Annotated in this window: 16 protein-coding genes and 1 pseudogene; 10 read left to right on the top strand and 7 right to left on the bottom strand. The window is 63.9% G+C overall.

The features are described 5' to 3' along the window. Positions 1-5: 5 nt before the first annotated feature. From ACQKPZ_RS08420 to ACQKPZ_RS08405, 4 genes are all read right to left on the bottom strand, one after another. Positions 6-752 carry an SDR family oxidoreductase gene (locus tag ACQKPZ_RS08420; RefSeq protein ID WP_427536877.1) on the bottom strand — a complete coding sequence of 249 codons (747 nt, stop codon included), beginning with the start codon at positions 750-752 and terminating at the stop codon, positions 6-8. A 497-nt stretch (positions 753-1,249) separates the two neighbouring features. Next, positions 1,250-2,785, bottom strand: a complete 1,536-nt coding sequence (locus tag ACQKPZ_RS08415; protein ID WP_427536875.1) for a DHA2 family efflux MFS transporter permease subunit — start codon at positions 2,783-2,785, stop codon at positions 1,250-1,252. Next, positions 2,782-3,975 (bottom strand): HlyD family efflux transporter periplasmic adaptor subunit, encoded by a 1,194-nt coding sequence (locus tag ACQKPZ_RS08410; RefSeq protein ID WP_427536873.1) that lies wholly within the window; start codon positions 3,973-3,975, stop codon positions 2,782-2,784. Before ACQKPZ_RS08410 ends, ACQKPZ_RS08415 begins: the two co-directional genes overlap by 4 nt. A gap of 30 nt (positions 3,976-4,005) precedes the next feature. Further along, positions 4,006-4,479: a MarR family winged helix-turn-helix transcriptional regulator gene (locus ACQKPZ_RS08405; protein ID WP_012272018.1), complete on the bottom strand. Its 474-nt coding sequence runs from the start codon at positions 4,477-4,479 to the stop codon at positions 4,006-4,008. A 314-nt stretch (positions 4,480-4,793) separates the two neighbouring features. Between ACQKPZ_RS08405 and ACQKPZ_RS08400 the strand changes: the two genes are divergently transcribed. Next, positions 4,794-5,801 carry a FecR family protein gene (locus tag ACQKPZ_RS08400; RefSeq protein WP_427536871.1) on the top strand — a complete coding sequence of 336 codons (1,008 nt, stop codon included), beginning with the start codon at positions 4,794-4,796 and terminating at the stop codon, positions 5,799-5,801. 13 nt (positions 5,802-5,814) lie between these two features. On the opposite strand, the gene ACQKPZ_RS08395 is transcribed toward ACQKPZ_RS08400, so the two are convergent. Then, positions 5,815-7,134, bottom strand: a complete 1,320-nt coding sequence (locus tag ACQKPZ_RS08395) for a Na+/H+ antiporter family protein (protein WP_391133877.1) — start codon at positions 7,132-7,134, stop codon at positions 5,815-5,817. 208 nt (positions 7,135-7,342) lie between these two features. Here ACQKPZ_RS08395 and ACQKPZ_RS08390 point away from each other — a divergent pair. The 7 genes and pseudogenes from ACQKPZ_RS08390 to ACQKPZ_RS08360 form a co-directional block, all read left to right on the top strand. Further along, positions 7,343-8,629: pseudogene (locus tag ACQKPZ_RS08390) on the top strand (HAMP domain-containing protein); the annotation flags it as partial. Positions 8,630-8,731: 102 nt separating this feature from the next. Next, positions 8,732-9,487 carry a methyl-accepting chemotaxis protein gene (locus tag ACQKPZ_RS08385; protein ID WP_391134077.1) on the top strand — a complete coding sequence of 252 codons (756 nt, stop codon included), beginning with the start codon at positions 8,732-8,734 and terminating at the stop codon, positions 9,485-9,487. A gap of 96 nt (positions 9,488-9,583) precedes the next feature. Then, positions 9,584-10,600, top strand: coding sequence for an ABC transporter substrate-binding protein (locus tag ACQKPZ_RS08380; protein WP_427536869.1), 1,017 nt, complete (start codon positions 9,584-9,586; stop codon positions 10,598-10,600). Beyond that, positions 10,597-11,451 carry an ABC transporter permease gene (locus ACQKPZ_RS08375; protein ID WP_427536867.1) on the top strand — a complete coding sequence of 285 codons (855 nt, stop codon included), beginning with the start codon at positions 10,597-10,599 and terminating at the stop codon, positions 11,449-11,451. Before ACQKPZ_RS08380 ends, ACQKPZ_RS08375 begins: the two co-directional genes overlap by 4 nt. A 189-nt stretch (positions 11,452-11,640) precedes the next feature. Next, on the top strand, positions 11,641-12,504 hold the full coding sequence (locus ACQKPZ_RS08370; RefSeq protein WP_427536865.1) for a LysR family transcriptional regulator: 864 nt from the start codon (positions 11,641-11,643) through the stop codon (positions 12,502-12,504). 233 nt (positions 12,505-12,737) lie between these two features. After that, entirely contained in the window at positions 12,738-13,655 is a 918-nt protein-coding gene (locus ACQKPZ_RS08365) for an AEC family transporter (protein WP_427536863.1), read from the top strand. A gap of 34 nt (positions 13,656-13,689) precedes the next feature. After that, a complete protein-coding gene (locus ACQKPZ_RS08360) occupies positions 13,690-14,301 on the top strand; it encodes a cell wall hydrolase (RefSeq protein WP_427536861.1) in 612 nt (203 codons plus the stop codon). Position 14,302: 1 nt separating this feature from the next. Here the strand turns inward: ACQKPZ_RS08360 and ACQKPZ_RS08355 are convergent, their stop codons facing one another. Continuing rightward, a complete protein-coding gene (locus ACQKPZ_RS08355; protein WP_427536859.1) occupies positions 14,303-16,471 on the bottom strand; it encodes a TonB-dependent receptor in 2,169 nt (722 codons plus the stop codon). 260 nt (positions 16,472-16,731) lie between these two features. Here ACQKPZ_RS08355 and ACQKPZ_RS08350 point away from each other — a divergent pair, with 260 nt between their 5' ends. Beyond that, positions 16,732-17,583, top strand: coding sequence for a CAP domain-containing protein (locus ACQKPZ_RS08350; RefSeq protein WP_427536857.1), 852 nt, complete (start codon positions 16,732-16,734; stop codon positions 17,581-17,583). Here ACQKPZ_RS08350 and ACQKPZ_RS08345 read toward each other — a convergent pair. Continuing rightward, the gene (locus ACQKPZ_RS08345) at positions 17,550-18,554 is read right to left on the bottom strand and encodes a GlxA family transcriptional regulator (RefSeq protein WP_427536855.1); all 1,005 of its coding nucleotides are present in this window, start codon (positions 18,552-18,554) and stop codon (positions 17,550-17,552) included. The two genes, ACQKPZ_RS08350 and ACQKPZ_RS08345, sit on opposite strands and share 34 nt — an antisense overlap. Positions 18,555-18,659: 105 nt before the next feature. Here ACQKPZ_RS08345 and ACQKPZ_RS08340 point away from each other — a divergent pair, with 105 nt between their 5' ends. Then, positions 18,660-19,271 (top strand): LysE family translocator, encoded by a 612-nt coding sequence (locus ACQKPZ_RS08340; protein WP_427536854.1) that lies wholly within the window; start codon positions 18,660-18,662, stop codon positions 19,269-19,271. Positions 19,272-19,407: the final 136 nt, after the last annotated feature.

Below are 19,407 nucleotides of genomic sequence, written 5' to 3'. Positions count from 1 at the left end.
CGCGTTCAGCGCCCACCGCCCAGGTCGATGAAGCTACCGGTGGAGTAGGACGCGTTGTCCGACAGCAGCCAGAGAATGGCCTGCGCCACTTCGTCGGGGCGCCCGCCGCGGCCCATGGGCAAGCCGGGCTCCAGCTTGCTGACCCGGTCGGGGTCGCCGGATAGCGCATGAAAACCGGTGTGGATGTAACCCGGCCTTACGCCATTGACCCGCACGCCTTCTCCTGCCACTTCCTTGGCCAGGCCGATGGTGAAGGTATCGAGTGCACCTTTGGAGGCGGCATAGTCGACATATTCGTTGGGTGAGCCCAGGCGTGCCGCTACCGAAGACACGTTGACGATGGCGCCGCCCTGCCCGCCATGCCGACGGGCCATGCGCAGCAGGGCGTGCTTGGCGCAGAGCATGGGGCCCACGACGTTGGTCTTCATGACCTTGAGCAGGCGGAACTCGGACATGTCCTCGACCCGGCTCTGCTGGCCGATGGTGCCGGCGTTGTTGACCAGTGCGGTAACCGGGCCGAGTGCTTCGTCGACGTGCTGGAACAGCTGGATGATTTCATCTTCGACGCTGGCGTCGGCGCGCACGGCAATGGCTTCGGCGCCCAGGGCGCGGACCTGGCCGAGGATGTCTTCGGCGGCCTGCTCGTCGGCGTGGTAGTTGATGCAGATGCGGTAGCCCTGGCGGGCGGCCAGCAACGCCGTGGCAGCGCCGATGCCACGGCTGCCGCCGGTGATGACGATGACTTTGTCCATGGCTTTGTCTATCGCATTTGGGAGGGAGAGCCGACAATAGGCGAATTATCTGTGCAGGGGAATGACCACGGTCAGCACAGACACTTCCTGGGTTTTGGGTTTTGGGTTTTGGTTTTGGTTTTGGGTGTGGGCATTCACATCGCGGAGATATTCATTGCCGAGGGTGGCGCTCAATCACCTTTCCGCCCTTACGGCGGGTCCCTTTTTGTCGTGGCAAAAAGGAACCAAAAACCGTCCGCTCCCATCATGCGGCCCCTACGCTGCGCTCCGGGGTTCCCTCGCTACGGGCTTGCTCCCGGGAGTACGCGCTGCAGGCCCCATCCATGGGGCCTCAGCGCTTGACGGGCATCCATGCCCGTCACCTCCCTCCGCAAGCCCTCCGCTCGGCCTCCTGAAGTCGCAATCGGCGGCGCCTGGACTATCGCGCGCTTAGAAGCAAAAGCCGAAGCAAGAGCAAGAGCAAGAGCAACACATGTGGTCTGGCCTCTCGGTTTGGCTCAATGGCCCGCCGACGCGGGCCCCGCCTTCGCGGTAAACGGCGGTTTGGCGAACCACACGAGCAGGATCAAGCCTGCAAACACCCAAGTCATCAGGGTGAAGTAGTCCACCGTCGACATCATGTACGCCTGCCCGTTGAGTATCTGCTCAAGCTGCGCATAGCTTTGCGGGTTGGCCCCGCCCAGCTGCTCAAGCGTGTGCCGCGTTGCCGGGTCGAACTGGCTGATGTTCTCGCTCAGGTAAGCATGGTGCTGGTCCGCCCGGCGAATCCAGATCCAGGTCGTCAACGACGCTGCAAAACTCCCGCCCAGGGTACGCAGGAAGGTCGCCAGCCCCGAGCCATCGGCAATCTGATGCGGCGGCAGGTCGGACAGCAGGATGCTCAAGGTCGGCATGAAGAACAGCGCCACGCCAATGCCCATGAACAACTGCACCAGGGCCACATGCTGGAAGTCCACCTCACTGGTGAAGCCCGCACGCATGTAGCAGCTGGTGCCAATCGCCAGAAACGCCAGCCCCGCCAGCACACGCAGGTCGAAGCGGTGCGCATACTTGCCCACGAACGGCGACATGACTACCGGCAACAGGCCGATCGGCGCCACCGCCAGGCCCGCCCAGGTGGCGGTGTAACCCATCTGTGTCTGCAACCACTGCGGCAGGATCAGGTTGATGCCGAAGAACCCGGCATAGCCCCCTACCAGCACAATGGTGCCGACGCGGAAGTTGCGATGCACGAACAGGCGCAGGTTCACCACCGGATGGCGGTCGGTCAGTTCCCAGATGACGAACACCGCCAGGAACACCACCGAGATCAGGCTACCGATGATGATGAACGACGACTCGAACCAGTCCAGGTCATTGCCTTTGTCCAGCACCACCTGCAACGCACCAACACCGATAATCAGCGTCAGCAGGCCAATGTAGTCCATTGGCTGGCGGCTGGTGACCACTGGCCGCGTGCGCATCTGCTGGCGCACCACGGCAGCGGCAAACAGGCCGATGGGTATGTTGATGAAGAAGATCCACGGCCAGCTGTAGCTGTCGGTTATCCAGCCGCCAAGAATCGGCCCGGCGATCGGCGCCACCACCGTGACCATCGCCAACAGCGCCAGGGCCATGCCTCGCTTGGCGGGCGGGTAGACAGCAATCAGCAACGTCTGCGTCATGGGGTATAGCGGCCCCGCTACAACGCCCTGCAACACGCGAAACCCGACCAGCTCAGGCATCGACTGGGCAATACCGCACAGGAACGAGGCCAGCACGAACAGCAGCGTGGCCCAGATGAACAGTTTCACTTCGCCAAACCGCCGGCTTAGCCAGCCCGTCAGCGGCAAGGCGATGGCGTTGCTCACTGCAAACGAGGTGATAACCCAGGTGCCCTGCTCGTAACTCACGCCGAGGTTGCCGGAAATGGTCGGCAACGCCACGTTGGCGATGGTGGTGTCGAGCACCTGCATGAATGTCGCCAGCGACAGGCCGATGGTGGTCAGCAGCAGGCTGGGCGGAGTGAACTGGGCTGCGGCACTGTTGCTCATCGCTGGGCCGTCTTGCCGGGCGCGCTGTTTTCGTGGATCAAGCGGGCGATCAGGTTATCGGCCTCGACCAGCTGACGGTCGTACACCTGCGTGGTGTAGCTGGCCTGTTGCGGGGGCTGTTGGGCCAGCGCCGGGCCGCTCTGGTCGTGAAGGTCCACTTCAACCACGGTGGAAAGGCCAATGCGCAGCGGGTGGTCCTTGAGCTGATCCGGGCTCAGGTGGATACGCACCGGGACCCGTTGCACGATCTTGATCCAGTTGCCAGTCGCGTTTTGTGCTGGCAGCAATGCAAAGGCGCTGCCGGTGCCGGCGCCAAGGCTGTCGACTGTACCGCTGTACTTGACCTCGCTGCCATACAGGTCGGCGCTGATCTGCACCGGCTGGCCGATGCGCATCTCGCGCAGCTGGGTTTCCTTGAAGTTGGCGTCGATCCATACCTGGTCCAGCGGGATCACCGCCATGGTCGCAGTGCCCGGCTGCAAGCGCTGGCCCAGTTGCACGGTACGTTTGGCAACGTAACCGGTCACCGGTGCCACCAAGGTGGTGCGGGCGTGGTCGAGGTAGGCCTGGCGCAGGTCGGCCGCAGCGGCCATCACCTCAGGGTGCGAGGACACCACGGTGTCGTCGACCAACGCACTGCTGGTACTGAGTTGCTGGCGGGCGCTGTTGACGGCGGCCTGGGCCACGCTCAGGTCATCGCGGGCATGGGACAGCTCTTCGGCAGCAATCGCACCGCTGTCGGCCAGCACCTTGCGCCGGTTGAAGTCCTGCTGGGCCTTGCGCAGCTCGGCCTGGCGGGTTTCCAGCTGGGCCTTGAGCGAGTCGACGTTGCTGTACAACCCACGCACCTGGCGCACACTGCGCGCCAGCTTGGCTTCGGCAGACTGCAAGGCCACCTCGCTGTCGGCCGGGTCGAATTGCAGCAACACCTGGCCGGCATGGACCAGGTCGCCGTCATCGGCGCCAATACTGGTGACCGTGCCGGTAACCAGCGGGGTGATCTCTACCACGTTGCCATTGACGTAGGCATCGTCAGTGCTTTCGTGCCAGCGCCCGACCAGGCTGTACCAGGCCCAGGTACACGCACCGGCAACAATCAGCAGCAACAGCAGGCCTAGCAGCCAGGCCTTGCGCTTGCGTGACGGCTCGGGCGTGGCGGAGGGAGTCGGGGTGTCTGCGGGGGTAGCCATGGCAATACCTTGGATAATTCGTGACAGGGTTCAACGGTCGCCAAAGCGGCGGATCGTCAACGGGTCGCCGGCACCGAGCAGGACCTTGGCCAGCAGGCCTTCCAAGGTCTTGAGCTCTTCGGGAGCCAGCACGCCGCACAACTCGTTCATGGCGGCGGCGCCAATTTCCGGCAGGCGGTCGGCCAGACGCTGGCCGTCGGCGGTAAGCGCCAGGCGCACCAGGCGGCGGTCGTCGGCGCAGCGGTTGCGCACGATCAGCTCCTTTTGCTCGAGGCGGTCGAGCATGCGGGTCATCGAACCGCTGTCCAGGCCCAGGTAGCGGCACAGCTCGGCCGGGGTGTCCACCTGGTACTGGGTGACGATGATCAGCACCTTGAACTGCGCGGCGGTGACACCCTCTGATTCCAGGTGCCAGTCGAGAATGCGGTCCTTCAGGATCGCCGCACGACCGAGCAGCATGCCGATGGCGCAGGTCTGGAAGTTTTCGGGAGAGAAATGGGCCATTGGGGACTGCTCGGGCAATTGTGTAGAAATATTACTGCTTAGGCAGTGAATGTCAAAGCTTTGATTAGCAAGCTATGCAAAATTTCATGATGATGAGGCCTGTGAGATCCCTGTGGGAGCCTGGCTTGCCGGCGATGGGCTGCAATGCAGCCCCCTACGATCTCAGCGGGTAAGTGCGCTCGCGAAGAGTTCTCAAACGCTGAAAAACCATTGCAAATCCGACGAAAAACCGTCACAACTGATAGTCATTCGCCATTACGTTGGTTCTCGGGAGCCCTCTAGCAAGGGTAGAATGCGCAAAACCCGGAGCCGCAATGAACCAAGACCGCCTCAACCCCAGCCCAGACGATGCCATCACCGACGCCGCCGCGCATTGGTGCATGCGCCTGCATGCCGAAGATTGCACGGCGGCCGAGCGCGAGGCGTTCGCTGGCTGGCTGGCGGCGGACCCGCGGCATGCCGAGGAATACCAGGCGATGCTGGAGATCTGGCAAACCGCCGACCTGTTGCCGCGTAACGCCACCGTCGTCGACTTCAACCCGCCCGCTCGCCTACCTGCGCGCCCGCGCAACTGGCGCCCGCTGGCATCCGCCGCCGCCATTGCCCTGGCGGTACTGCCGCTGGCCGGCTGGGTGGGCTGGGAGCAAGGCTGGCTGCCCAACCACTACCAGCACTTCGAAGCCGGCGACCGCATGCAGACCGTGGAGTTGAGCGACGGCAGCACGGTGCAACTCAACCTCAATACCGAACTGACCTACCTCAATTACAAGGACCAGCGCCAGGTCACCCTCAAGCGTGGCGAGGCATTCTTCAAGGTGCAGCACGACAGCAGCCACCCGTTCATCGTGCATGCCGGCCGTGGTCAGACCCGCGTTACCGGTACGCAATTCAACGTGTGGAAGTACCAGGATCAGGTCAAGGTCACCCTGGTGGAGGGCTCGGTGCTGGTGACCAGTGACGGCAGTGCCGGCGGCTACCGCCTGGGCCCAGGCATGCAGGCCAGCTACCACAAGGGCGACTTTGAGCCACAGCTGGAACAGAGCGATGACTATGGCAACAGCCTGGCCTGGCGCAGCGGCAAGCTGGTGCTCGACAACCTGAGCCTGGAACAGGCGCTGCCGGTGATCAACCGCTACCTCGACGCACCGCTGCTGCTGGCCGATGCCAGCACCGGCCGCATCCGTATCAGCGGCATCTACAACACCCGCGAGGTGGGTCGCCTGGTCAACAACCTGCCCAAGGTGCTGCCGGTCTACCTGACCCGCAGCAAGGACGGCAGCACCGTGCTGAACCGCATCTCGCCGCCGCCCGACAAGGGCTGACACCCTCCCCGCTTTACAAGGTCATTGCTGCCAGCCAGCCGAACGCCAGCAGCGGCAGGTTGTAGTGGATGAAGGTCGGCACCACGGTGTCCCAGATATGGTGGTGCTGGCCATCCACGTTCAGTCCCGAGGTCGGCCCCAGGGTCGAGTCCGAAGCCGGTGAACCTGCATCGCCCAACGCACCCGCAGTACCGACGATGCACACGGTGGCCACCGGGTCGAAGCCCAGTTGCACGCACAGCGGCACAAAGATCGCGGCCAGGATCGGCACCGTGGAGAACGACGAGCCGATGCCCATGGTCACCAGCAGGCCTACCAGCAGCATCAGCAAGGCACCGATGCCCTTGCTATGGTCGATCCACTGCGCCGAGGTTTCTACCAGGCTCTTCACCTCACCCGTGGCCTTCATCACATCGGCAAAGCCCGAGGCGGCAATCATGATGAAACCGATCATGGCCATCATTTTCATGCCTTCGGTGAACAGGTCGTCGGTGTCCTTCCACTTGACGATGCCCGACAGCGAGAAGATCAGGAAACCGACCATGGCACCGATGATCATCGAGTCGAGCAACAGTTGCACGATGAACGCCGCGGCAATGGCCAGCCCCGCCACCAGCAGTGTCAGCGGGTTGTACTGCACGCTCACCTGCTCCACCTGCTCGATGCGCGCCAGGTCGTAGTCGCGCTTCTTGCGGTAGCTGATGAACACCGCCAGCAGCAGGCCGACAAGCATGCCGGCAGCCGGGATGGCCATGGCGTGGGTGACATTGACACCACTCACATCGACACCGGCACGGGCCACGTTGGCCAGCAGGATTTCGTTGAGGAAAATGTTGCCAAAGCCTACCGGCAGGAACATGTACGGGGTAATCAGCCCGAACGTGATCACGCAGGCGATCAGCCGGCGGTCGATGCGCAGCCGTGTCAGCACGTACAGCAGCGGCGGCACCAGCAGCGGAATGAAGGCGATATGAATGGGCAGGATGTTCTGTGACGACACCGCCACCGTCAGCATCAGGCCGATCATCAGCCATTTCACCTTGCCGCCGTTGGCGTGGCCTTGGCGATCGATCATGGCCAGGGCGCGGTCAGCCAGCGCATGCGCCAGCCCGGACTTGGCGATGGCCACGGCAAAAGCACCCAGCAGCGCATAGGACAAGGCCACCGTAGCACCACCGCCCAGCCCGCCGTTGAAGGCCTTGAGCGTACCTTCGATACCCAGGCCTCCGACCAGCCCACCGACCAGGGCGCCAATGATCAGGGCGATGACCACGTGCACGCGGGACAGGCTGAGTATCAGCATGATGCCGACCGCGGCGATCACTGCATTCATGGTTGGCTTACCTCATTACGACAGAAAAAAAGCGCGAACTCTGAAGCAGTGGGGGGCAGATGTCAAAAATGCCATGTTGCGGCGCATTACCAATGTCCTACAACGGGACCACGCAGGCCTGAAATTAAATTGAACGTTTGAATAAAGAAAAAACCGCACCCGCCGACACAAACGCTAGCCACACTCTTATTACAAGGGATCCGCCCCCATGCCTTTGCGACAACTTTCCATCCAGTGGAAGATCACCCTGCTCGCCGGTCTCTGCCTGGCCGGCATCGTCACCTTGCTTGTCGGCCTGTCGCTGTACCGCATGGACCACAGCTCGGACCTGGTCAAAGCCAGCAGCATGCAGATGCTGACCGAAGCGGCGCAGTCGCGCATCGAGTCGCAGGGTGAGGTGCAAGCCCTGAATATCCGCCGCCAGTTCATGGACGCCTATCAATACGGTGCAGGCTTCGCCCGCCAGGTGTTGTTCCTGCGCGAGCAGGCGGAAAAGCGCTATCTCGATGCCTTCGACCTGCGCGAGGACATGACCCGCCAGGTGCGCGCCGCCCTGCAGGCCAACCCCGACCTGCTTGGCCTGTCGCTGGTGTTCGAACCCAACGCACTGGACAGCAAGGACAGCCTGTTCGCCGGCAAGGCAGAGCTTGGCAGCAACGAAACCGGGCGCTTTGCCCTGTACTGGTCGCAGCCGCGTGCCGGCCAACTGACCGCCATGGCGTTGCCCGAGCATGACATGGCCAACACCGAGATCGGCCCCAGCGGCCAGCCGGCCAACACCTGGTGGGTGTGCCCACGTACAACCGGCAAGGTGTGCGTGGTGGAGCCCTACTTCTACGAGATTGATGGCCAACAGGTGCTGATGACCAGCATCGTCTTCCCGCTGGCCGTCAACGGCAAGACCATTGCCACCCTGTCCATCGACATCAACCTAAACAGCCTGCAGGCCCTGAGCCAGGAAGCAAGCCGCAGCCTGTACGAAGGCCGCACGACGGTCGGCATCCTCAGCCCGGTCGGCCTGCTCGCCGGCTACAGCGCCGACGCCAGCAAGCTGGCCCAGCGCTTTGACCAGGTAGACACGGCCAAGGGTGCCGAGCTGGTGCGTAAGCTGGCCGATGGCAAGTTGACCATCCTGCACGACCAGCAGCGCCTGAAGGTGCTGGCCGCGTTCCACCCGATCCCCGACGCGCAACCCTGGGGTGTGCTGCTGGACGTGCCGGAAAACGCCCTGACCGGGCCTGCCGAAAAACTGAAGCAGGAACTGGACGCACTGAACACCAGCGGTACCCTGCTGGAGCTGGGCCTGGGCCTGGCGGCGGCCATTGCCGGCCTGCTTATGGTGTGGCTGATGGCCCGCGGGGTTACCCGGCCGATTCTTGGCGTGGCCGCCATGCTCAAGGACATTGCCAGTGGTGAAGGCGACCTCACCCGCCGCCTGACCTACCAGAAGCAGGACGAGCTGGGCGAGCTGGCCGGCTGGTTCAACCGCTTCCTCGACAAGTTGCAGCCGACCATCGCCGAAGTAAAGCGCTCGGTGCAGGCTGCCCGCGGCACCGCTGACCAGTCCTCGGCCATTGCCACGCAAACCAGCGCTGGTATGGAACAGCAGTACCGCCAGGTCGACCAGGTGGCCACCGCCTCGCACGAGATGAGTGCCACCGCACAGGACGTGGCCCGCAGCGCGGCCCAGGCTGCGCAGGCCGCCCGTGACGCCGACCAGGCCACCCGTGAGGGGCTGGCGGTGATCGACCGCACCACCACCAGCATCGATGCCCTGGCCGCCAACATGAGCGACGCCATGGCCGAAGTCGAAGGCCTGGCACAGAACAGCGAGAAGATCGGTTCGGTGCTGGAGGTGATTCGTTCGATTGCCGAACAGACCAACCTGCTGGCCCTCAACGCCGCCATCGAGGCGGCCCGCGCAGGTGAAGCCGGCCGAGGCTTTGCCGTGGTTGCCGACGAAGTACGCAACCTGGCCCGGCGCACCCAGGAGTCGGTGGAAGAAACCCGCCAGGTAATCGAGGCCTTGCAGGACGGCACCCGCGAAGTGGTCGGCGCCATGGACAACAGCCACCGCCAGGCCCAGGGCGGTGTCGAGCAGGTCGGCCAGGCCGTCACGGCGTTGCAGCGCATCGGCCAGGCAGTGACGGTGATCACCGACATGAACCTGCAAATCGCTTCTGCCGCCGAAGAGCAAAGTGCGGTGGCCGAGGAGATCAACAGCAACGTGGCGACCATCCGCGATGTCACCGAATCGCTGTCGGGGCAGGCCAACGAGTCTGCACGCGTCAGCCAGTCCTTGAACAGCCTGGCCAACCAGCAGCAGGCGCTGATGGACCAGTTCCGGGTGTGAGGCAAACAGGGCCCCCCCGTGCGGCCCTGAATCCGCCCCTACCTCGTCGTCTACACTTGCCCCCCCCCCCAAGGCGCGGCAAACGACGAGGTCTGGATGAAGACATTTCAAACACTGCTGGCCGGCCTTCTGCTGGCCGTAGGCTTGGCAAGTACCGACACTGCCGCTTCGGCAGAGCAACGCCCGCCCATCCATTTTGGCGCCATCGGCTGGGAAAGCGGCGCCCTCACCACCGAAATCCTGCGCCTGATCGTGGAACGTGGCTACGGCTACCCCACCGACACCCTGCCCGGTAGCACCGTCAGCATGGAAGTGGCCCTGGCCCGCAACGACCTGCAAGTGATTGCCGAAGAGTGGGCCGGACGCAGCCCTGCATGGGTCAAGGCCGAGCAGGCGGGCCAGGTGTTTGCGCTGGGTGACACGGTCAAGCATGCCGAAGAAGGCTGGTGGGTACCGGCGTATGTGATCGAAGGCGACGCTGCCCGCAAGCTCAAGCCCGTGGCGCCAGAGTTGCGCAGCGTCGACGACCTCAAGCGCTACCCGCAGGTGTTTCGTGACCCCGAGTCGCCCGACAAGGGCCGCTTCCTGAACAGCCCCAGCGGCTGGACATCGGAAACGGTCAACAGCCAGAAGCTCAAGGCGTATGGGCTGAACGACCTGTACACCAACTTCCGCAGCGGGTCCGGGGCGGCGATGGATGCCGAAATCAAATCGGCCATTCGCCGCGACCAGCCAGTGCTGTTCTACTACTGGAACCCGACTCCGTTGATGGGGCGCTACAAACTGATCCGCCTGGAAGAGCCAGCATTCGACCCCCAAGCCTGGGCCACGCTGACGGATGCCGGCAACCCCAACCCGAAGGGCAGCCGCTCGCTGCCAGCGAAGTTGTCGATTGGCGTGTCCAAGGCCTTCCGCGACGGCTACCCGGACCTGGTGGCGGCGTTCGAACAGGTCGACCTGCCGATCGACCGGCTTAACCAGGCGCTGGCCCAGATGAGCGAGGAACGCACGCCACCGCGCGAAGCCGCCCTCGCCTTCCTGCGTGACAACCGTGACGTCTGGAAGGCCTGGCTGCCCGGTGAGATAGCAGCCAAGGTCGAGGCCAGCCTGTGAGCGATGGTTTCCCGCAAGCTTTGCAGTTTTCCTTCGCCGACAGCGTCAACCGGCTGGTTGACTGGCTGGTAATGCATTACGGCGATCACCTGCGCTCCGTCTCGGACCAGTTGCTGCAACTGCTGGTCGGCCTGGAAAACCTGCTGCGCCTGCTGCCTTGGTGGCTGCTGTTGCTGCTGGTTGGCCTGCTGGCCTGGCACGCCAGCCGCAACCTGCTGCGCAGCGCGGGGCTGGTGGCGCTGCTGGCCCTGATCGGCATGCTCGGGCTGTGGGACAAACTGCTGCAGACCTTGGCCCTGGTGCTGGTGAGTACCGGCCTGTGCGTGCTGGTGGGTGTGCCGCTGGGCATCTTGCTGGCGTCCCGCCCCATGGCGAAGCGCCTGCTGTTGCCGGTGCTGGATGTGATGCAGACGCTGCCCGCCTTCGTGTACCTGATCCCGGTGCTGATGCTGTTCGGCCTGGGCAAGGTGCCTGCCGTGTTTGCCACACTGATCTATGCCCTGCCGCCACTGGTGCGGTTGACCGAGCTGGGCCTGAGCCAGATCGACCCCTCGTTGTTGCAGGCGGCGCACGGCCTGGGCGCCAGCCGCTGGCAGCGCTTGCGGCGTATTGCCCTGCCACTGGCGCTGCCGAGCATCATGGCCGGGCTGAACCAGTCGGTGATGATGGCCTTGTCGATGGTGGTGGTGGCGTCGATGATCGGCGCCCGCGGGCTGGGTGAGGATGTGCTGTCGGGGATCCAGACGCTGAACGTGGGCCAAGGTGTGGAGGCCGGTTTGGCGATTGTCGCGCTGGCCATGGTGATCGACCGCATCAGCCAGGCGTATGGGCGTAGCGGGCGCAACGGTTGACGCCACTCGTTGTAGGAGCGGCCTTGTGTCGCGATCGGGCTGCAAAGCAGCCCCGGCAATATCTGCTGCGATGCTGAAATCGTGGGGCCGCTGCGCGCCCCATCGCGACGCAAGGCCGCTCCTACAGGGTATAGCGCAAGCCATGATATTGGCCTGACAATACCGCTTTGTCAGCCGGACCTCATCCGCATGTCCCTCAAAGCCCTGCGCACCCTGGTGACCATTGCCCGCCACGGCACCTTCGCCCGCGCCGCCGACCTGCTCAGCCTCACGCCGTCGGCAGTGAGCCTGCACATCAAGACCCTTGAAGACGAGCTGCAGGTAACCTTGTTCGACCGTAGCCGCCGGCAGGTGGTGCTGACCGAAGCCGGCCAGCTGGCAGTAGCACGCGCCGAGACCATCCTGGGCGCCTATGACGAGCTGGCCGACGCGCTGGCCAGCGGCCCGAGCCTGCGCGGCCGCCTGCGGCTGGGGGCCATCCACACCGTGCTGGCGCGGCGCCTGCCCAGGGCGCTGGTGTGGATCAAGGCCAACCACCCGCAATTGCATATCAGCGTGGCCTCGGGCATGTCGGCAGAGCTTGCACGCCGTGTGGAAGACGGTGAGCTGGACGCCGCAATCACCACCGAACCGGTCAGCCCGTACCCACAGAGCCTGGATTTCACCCCATTGTTCGAAGACCGCTTCTGGGCTATCGCCAGCCCCGAACTCGCCGGGCGCAGCGTGCCAGAATTGCTGGCCAGTCAACCGTTCCTGCGCTTCGACAAACGCGCCTGGGCCGGGCGGCAGATCGAACAGGAACTGCGCCGGCAGCATTTGCAGGTGAGTGAGCAGATGGAACTGGACAGCCAGGAAGCCCTGGCAAGCATGGCGGTAATGGGCCTGGGCGTGGCGATCATCCCCATGGCGGACGACGACCTGCAACGCTTGCCACCCGCCACCTGCTTGCCATTTGGCGAACCGCAGCTGACCCGGCGGGTGGTGTTGCTGGAGCATGAGAAAAGCCAGCGCAGGCATTTGAGTGCGGTGCTGAAAACTGCGCTGCAGGCATGAGTCGCAAGCCCCAAAGCTGGTCGAATCTGTGTGGGAGCGGCTTCAGCCGCGAACACCGGCATAGCCGGTGCCATCCACCGCGTCAGCTTCTTCGCGGGTGAACCCGCTCCCACAAAGGTTGATACGGGTATCGATAGTGCATTTTTCCTCAACGGTCAGTGCAGAAAACAACGTTTTTACCGATCAGTCCTCAGCAGTAGTCTGTGCACGTACCCGACCACGGAACGTCGACCATGCTCCACTTGCTGCTGACCACCCTGCTACCGATCATCCTGCTGATTGCCCTGGGCACCTTCCTGCGCGTGCGCGGCTTCCTGGCCGAGAGCTTCTGGCCCGGCGCCGAGCGCCTGAGCTATTACGTACTGCTTCCCTCGCTGTTCCTGCACGGCCTGGCCACTGCCAACCTCGACGGCGTACCGGTAATGGGCATGGTCGGCGTGCTGATGCTCTCGACCTTGGCCGGGGCCGTGCTGCTGGTGCTGTACCAGGGTGCGATCAACCACGACGGCGCTGACTTCACCTCGGTGTTCCAGGGCGGCATCCGCTTCAACAACTACATTGGCGCCACCCTCGCCGCCGGCATCTACGGCAGCGCCGGCATCGCCCTGGCGGCGGTGGCCAATGCTGCCATCGTGCCCTTGGTCAACCTGCTGTGCGTGCTGGTGTTCGCCCGCTTCAGCGCCCGCCACAGCTCTGCGGCCACGGTGCTACGGGCAATCTTTGCCAACCCGCTGATCGTCGGCTGTGCGGGTGGGCTGGTGCTGCGGGTAACAGGGCTGGGCTTGCCGCCAGGCATCGAGCCCACGGTCAAGGCACTGGGCCAGGCCGCTCTGCCGCTGGGCCTGCTGTGTGTGGGCGCGGCGCTGGGAGGGGCCCGCCTGGGCCAGCAGGTGCGCCCGCTGATGGCAGCCTCGGCGTTCAAGTTCCTGGTCATGCCATTGACCACCTGGGGCCTGTGCCGCGTGCTTGGCCTGAGTGGCCAGGCAGCGGTGGTGGCGGTGCTGTTCCAGGCCTTGCCCACCGCTTCGTCGTCGTATGTGATGGCCAGGCAAATGGGTGGCAACGCCCCCCTGATGGCCACCATCATTGCCCTGCAGACTGTTGCCGCTGCTGCAACCCTGCCTTTGGTACTAATGCTTACGCTTGGCTAGACTGGGAAGCAGCCCCCCATTCGGAAGCTTTGCCATGCGCCTTGCCTGCATCGTGATCAGCTTGACCTCGGCCCTGCTCGCAGGCCCTTTGCACGCAGCCGACACAGCCAAGGCTGCGGTGGCTGAAGACAAAGCCGAAGTGCTGGAGGAAAAGGTGGTCAACGATGCCCCGCCGCCGAAAAAAACAGAAAAACTGACCTCAAGCGAAGCCCAGGCCGTGGACCCGGCCGGCCAGGCGCCACTGGACGACAGCATCACCTGCCTGGCCCGTACCATCTACTGGGAAGCCAAAGGTGCCGATGCCGAAGACATGTCGGCCGTGGCCAGTGTGGTGCTTAACCGCCTCGGCCATGACGGCTTCCCCGATACCATCTGCGGCGTGGTCAAGCAGGGCGTGGAAACCAAGGCCTGCCAGTTTTCCTGGTGGTGCGACGGGCGCCCCGACCAGGTCGAGGAAGCGCAGCGCTACGATGTCGCCAAGGAGATCGCCCGCAAGGCGCTCAACCAGCAATTGAAAGACCCAACCGGCGGTGCGCTGTACTTCCACGACCGCACGGTGCACCCCGACTGGGCCAAGGCCTACCGCAAAACTGCACAGACCACGCACTTTCTGTTCTACAAGCCGAACCAGGCACTGGCGCGGTGAATCAGAAATCGACCGTGCCCGAAAACTTGACCAGCCGTGGGTCACCCTGGGTCAGATAACCGCCATTGGCTGATGCCCAGTAGTTCTTGTCGGTCAGGTTTTCCACGTTCATGCGCAGGGTGACGGCTTTGTCTTGTACCTTGAAGCTATACCGTGCACCCACGTCGAAGCGGTTCCAGGTCGGCAGGCTGAGGGTATTGGACGGGTTGGCATACTGGCCGCCCGTGCGCAGCATGCGGGCGTTCACAGCCACGCCCTGCAGCCCCGGCACATCCCAATCGACACTGGCGTTGAGCTGGAAGGTGGGCACCCCGACGGCATGGTTGCCGTCGTCGGTGCCACCCTGGGTGTTCTTCAGCTCGGTGTCCATGCGCGTGCCACCCGCCATCAGGCGCAGCCCCTGCACCGGTTCGCCAAACACGCTCAGCTCGATGCCCTTGTTGACCTGCTCGCCATCCTGCACAAACACATTGCCCTGGACAAAGCCATCGGTGGGTCGCTCGATGCGGAACACTGCCAGGTTGGCGCCGAACGTCTGGTAGTCGAGTTTTACACCCGCTTCCACTTGCTTGGTCTTGGCCGGTGGAAACACCTCGCCCACATTGACGATACCCTGCCCGGAAGCCGTCGCACCCTGTGCCAGGCCTTCGATGCGGTTGGCATACAGCGAGATCGACGGGTTGACCTTGTAGACGATGCCATACACCGGCGTGGTGACCGACTCGTCGTAGAACGCGTTGCGCCCCAGATCCGGCCCTTCGCCGTCGTAAGCGTAGCCCTCCACCCGCAACTGTTGACGGCGCACGCCCACTGTTACCAGCAAGCTGTCATCGAACAGGCCCACCGTATCGGACACCGCGAGGCTGCGGTTGCGCGTTTTGCCGGTAACCCCTGGGTCGTCCAGCTTGCCGCCGGTGAAGGTCGGGGTGGTCGGCCTGGGCAATGGGTCGGTGTGGTAGATATTGGTGTCTTGCGAGTTGTAGAAGACGAAGGCGTTTTCCTGCTGGGTCCAGATGCTGGCCGCGCCCAGGTTGAGCTGGTGGCTGATCGGGCCAGTCTGGAAGCGCCCGTTGATGCCGCCCATCAACGTGGTGTTGTCTTCGTTGTGGGGGATCTCGGAGCCGGCGATGGTCGCATCGCCGGTGGCCGCATCGGTCAGGATCGGCGTGCCGTAGAAGCCGTTCTCGTGGGTGTGCTTGATGCCACCGGCCAGGTAGCCGCTCCAGTTGTCGTTGAAATCGTAGTCACCACGGACCATGCCGAAGGTGTCCTCGGTTTCGGTCCATGACCAGTCCTGACCGTAGTTATGGTCGGCAGCCGGTGCGCGTGGAATGTCGGTCAGGCCAGCCCCCAGGCGCACGCTGTTGCGCATGTGGTTGACGCGTTGCTTCTGGTAACCGATGTCGGTAGACAAGCGAAAGCTGTCACCGCGGTAATCGAACCCGACAATGAACAGCTTGCTGCGCTGATGCTGGTCGTCCACCGCGGTTTCACCTTCGCGCTGCGACAGGTTCAGGCGCACCCCAAAGCGGTTGTCCTCGCCGAAACGCTGGCCGAGGTCCAGGTGTTCGCCAAGGCGGCCATCGCTGCTGATGTCCTGGGTATACCGCCTTGTGGGTGTGTCCCCGGCACGTTTGGGTTGCAGGTTGACGTTGCCACCCAGGCCAGTGCCTGTGGGGCTGGCGCCGTTGAGGAAGGCATTGGGGCCTTTGAGCACCTCCACCCGCTCGATCGCATCGGTGGAGATCATCTGCCGTGGCAGTACGCCGTACAGGCCATTGAACGCCACATCGTCACCATTGAGCGGCAGGCCGCGAATGACGAACACTTGCGACTGGTTGCCGAAGCCAAACGACTGGCGCACGGAGGGGTCGTTGAGCAACACGTCACCGATGTCCTCGGCCTGCTGGTCCTCGATCAGCTGCGAGGTGTAGCTGGTCATGGTGAACGGTACGTCCATCATGTCCTGGTTACCCAGGATACCCATCTGGCCGCCCCGGGCTACCTGGCCGCCGGCAAATGGCTCCGGTGGCTCGCCCTTGGGCCTGGTGGCCTCGGCATTAACGGCGGTGGCATCCAGTTCGATGACACCCTCGGCGGCCTGGGCATTGACCGCAACGGAACAGCAGACAGCAAGAAAGGTCGATTGATACGGACGGACTCGTGCCATGGAAGGCTCCCGGTCTTGTGGGTACTGGCCTTCCTGGCAGGTTGGGAATAACTGGCGTTTGAGTATTGTTTCTAGTCGATGTTACGAATGATTACCAAGTGATCGCACTTTTCCGGCGACCAGTGGTCTACTCCCTCTTTTGCCGCCAGCAACGAATGCCGGCGTTTTCATTGCTTTGCACCCGCCAGGGGCCAAAAGCCCCGGGCTTGTGTAGGATGAGCAGCGCATACCACGACGCTGCCAGTCATAGGGAGATCCACATGCGCGTCCTGTCATCCGTTGCCGCCTTGTCGCTGGGCCTGGTCGTCTCGACCGGGGCGCTGGCTGTCACCGGCGAAGAGGCGCAACTGATCGATTCGATCAATGTCTACCGCAGCCAGGCCCAGCCCTGCGGTGGCGAAGCGTCGCTGGAGCTGCCGCCGCTCAACAGCGACACCCGCCTGGCGCTGTCGCCAGAGGGCACCCGTGACCTGCAGCAGGCCATGACCCGCGCCGCCTACCCCATGGTCAACGTACAGGCCATCAGCCTGTCGGGGCCACGCGATGCGCGCGCGGCCATGCATGCCATCGAAGAAAGCTTCTGCCAGGTGGTGCTCGACCCGCAGTTCGTCGATATCGGTGTCAGCCAGGAGGGCCGCGATTGGCGCATCGTGCTGGCCCGGCCGCTGCTCAGCGGCCGCCTGGGCGACTGGCAGGCCGAGGGGCAGAAGGTTTTGCAAGAAATCAACGCTGCGCGCAAGGTACCGCGCCAATGCGGTGGCCAGCCGTTCGCTGCAGCCCCCGCACTGAGCTGGAGCACGGTACTGGCCGGGGTCGCCGCCAACCACACACGGGCCATGGCCAACCAGAACTTCTTCGACCACATCGACAAGGATGGCCGCACCCCCGGTGACCGGGCGGAACTGGCCGGCTACCTGTACCAGCAAGTGGGCGAAAATATCGCCGCCGGGCGTGACACCGCACATAAGGTGGTCGATGGCTGGCTGCAGAGCCCCGGGCATTGCGCCACGCTCATGAACCCGGAGTTCCGTGAGCTGGGCGCCGCCTATGCCGTGGACCCGAAAAGCGATGCAGGTATCTACTGGACAGGGTTGTTCGGGACGCCGCAGTAAGCCGGGTGTCTGGCTGCCCGCAACGCCAAGGCTGTGCAGCCAAACCGCCGCCGTACCCATTTGCCCAGGTTACTGGCATCGCCCAACCCTGTTTCGTCGGCAATCTGCGCCAGGCTGTGGCTGGAATTCTGCAAGCGCCAGCGCGCCTGCTGCAAGCGCATCTCCAGCCACCAGGCCTTGGCACTCATGCCGTGGCTGGCCTGGAACTGCCGGTCCAGCTGGCGTCGGCTGATACCCAGCTCTGCAGCCAGTTGCTCCACCGCCAGCGGGGTGCCCAAGTGGTGACGCATCAAAGCCTGCGCCCGCTGCACCTGGCGCCCCTGGCCCACGCCCAGCTCCAGCGAGCGCAAGGCGTGGCGGCTGTCGCGGGTTTCGTCCACCAGCATGTCCGCCAGCCCTTTGAGCGCCCGGGTGCGCCCACAGGCTTGTGACAACAGCGCCACCGCCAGGTCGATGGCTGCCGTGCCGCCAGCGCAGGTAATACGGCCTGCGTCGATGCAATACAGTTGATCGCGCAGCACCTGCAACTGTGGGAAGGCTGCACGAAACTCGGCTTCGTGACGCCAGTGCACGACCACCTTGTGGCCCCGTAACAACCCGCACGCTGCCAACAGGAAGGCGCCGTTGTCGACCCCCACCAGCTTGACCCCGGCTTTGCCGGCCTGCCTGAGCAAGCTCTGGTAGTGCGGCGCCAAAGCAGCTGTAGCCATGGCGTTGCGCCCGCCGAACACCACCAGGTAGTCGAAACTGGCCAGATCAAGCTGGCCGGCCACCGCTTCGACCTGCACCACCGCCCCACTGCTCGACGGTACCGGGTCGAGGGTGAGCCCTGCCACGGTCCAGCTGCAATAACGTTGCTGGCTGTAGTCTTCGTCGTCCGCGCTGAAGCGCAACTTGTCGAGAAAACCGCCGAATGGCAGCAGGGCGAAGTCCGGTAATGGCAGGATCAGCAGGCGGATATCAGGCAGCATGGGATTGTGTCCAGAAACGACTATTCAATGTCCAGATCATACGCTTGCTGACAGGGCATCGCGCCATAGACTGGCACCCTCTCCATCACCAAGGCTGCAACCCCCATGGCACTCGACACCTGGCTCATCTACCTGCTGGCCAGCATCGGCCTGTCGCTGACACCAGGCCCGAACAGCCTGCTGGCCCTGACCCATGGCGCCCTGTATGGCGCGCGCCGCACGTTGTTCACCATTGTGGGCGGCGTGTTCGGCTTCAGCGCACTCATTGCCCTGGCCATGTTTGGCCTCAGCGCGCTGCTGCAAACCTCGGCCTCGGTGTTGAGCGTGCTGAAGTGGGTGGGCGGCGCCTACCTGGTCTGGCTGGGTATCCAGTTGTGGCGCAGCCCGGGCCTGCACCTGGAATTGACCGAACGCAGCGCGCGGCTTGGCAATGCTGGCTTGTTCCGCCAAGGCTTGTTGTCGGCCATGGCCAACCCCAAGGTGCTGCTGTTTTATGGCGCTTTTCTGCCGCAGTTCATCGACCCGCAGCGCGGGCTGATGCTGCAGTTCGTGGTGATGGCGGCGACCTTTGCCAGCGTCGAGTTTGTGGTTGAGTACCTGCTGGCGCGCCTGGCGTTTCGTATCAGGCCGTGGCTGGCCAAGGGTGGCAAAGGTTTCAACCGCTGCTGCGGCAGCCTGTTCGCCTTGATTGGCGTGGCGCTGCCGCTTAGCCGCTAACACTTGGTCAGATATGCACGGTTTTTGTAGGAGCGGCCTTGCGTCGCGAAAGGGCCGCAACGCGGCCCCGGCGATTGTGCATGATTCCAATAACATGGGGGCGCTTCGCACCCCTATCGCGACGCAAGGCCGCTCC

It is taken from the genome of Pseudomonas sp. NPDC089547 (genome assembly GCF_050280665.1).
Lineage (GTDB): Bacteria > Pseudomonadota > Gammaproteobacteria > Pseudomonadales > Pseudomonadaceae > Aquipseudomonas.
Note: the sequence above shows the minus strand (reverse complement) of the source record. Positions and strands in the feature narration are given on the sequence as shown.

Coding starts and splice junctions, on each gene's coding strand:
- ACQKPZ_RS08410 (WP_427536873.1), bottom strand. CDS start 3,975: ATGGCTACCCCCGCAGACACCCCGACTCCCTCCGCCACGCCCGAGCCG.
- ACQKPZ_RS08350 (WP_427536857.1), top strand. CDS start 16,732: ATGCGCGTCCTGTCATCCGTTGCCGCCTTGTCGCTGGGCCTGGTCGTC.
- ACQKPZ_RS08355 (WP_427536859.1), bottom strand. CDS start 16,471: ATGGCACGAGTCCGTCCGTATCAATCGACCTTTCTTGCTGTCTGCTGT.
- ACQKPZ_RS08380 (WP_427536869.1), top strand. CDS start 9,584: ATGAAGACATTTCAAACACTGCTGGCCGGCCTTCTGCTGGCCGTAGGC.
- ACQKPZ_RS08370 (WP_427536865.1), top strand. CDS start 11,641: ATGTCCCTCAAAGCCCTGCGCACCCTGGTGACCATTGCCCGCCACGGC.
- ACQKPZ_RS08405 (WP_012272018.1), bottom strand. CDS start 4,479: ATGGCCCATTTCTCTCCCGAAAACTTCCAGACCTGCGCCATCGGCATG.
- ACQKPZ_RS08345 (WP_427536855.1), bottom strand. CDS start 18,554: ATGCTGCCTGATATCCGCCTGCTGATCCTGCCATTACCGGACTTCGCC.
- ACQKPZ_RS08340 (WP_427536854.1), top strand. CDS start 18,660: ATGGCACTCGACACCTGGCTCATCTACCTGCTGGCCAGCATCGGCCTG.
- ACQKPZ_RS08395 (WP_391133877.1), bottom strand. CDS start 7,134: ATGAATGCAGTGATCGCCGCGGTCGGCATCATGCTGATACTCAGCCTG.
- ACQKPZ_RS08385 (WP_391134077.1), top strand. CDS start 8,732: ATGGAACAGCAGTACCGCCAGGTCGACCAGGTGGCCACCGCCTCGCAC.
- ACQKPZ_RS08360 (WP_427536861.1), top strand. CDS start 13,690: ATGCGCCTTGCCTGCATCGTGATCAGCTTGACCTCGGCCCTGCTCGCA.
- ACQKPZ_RS08420 (WP_427536877.1), bottom strand. CDS start 752: ATGGACAAAGTCATCGTCATCACCGGCGGCAGCCGTGGCATCGGCGCT.
- ACQKPZ_RS08400 (WP_427536871.1), top strand. CDS start 4,794: ATGAACCAAGACCGCCTCAACCCCAGCCCAGACGATGCCATCACCGAC.
- ACQKPZ_RS08415 (WP_427536875.1), bottom strand. CDS start 2,785: ATGAGCAACAGTGCCGCAGCCCAGTTCACTCCGCCCAGCCTGCTGCTG.
- ACQKPZ_RS08365 (WP_427536863.1), top strand. CDS start 12,738: ATGCTCCACTTGCTGCTGACCACCCTGCTACCGATCATCCTGCTGATT.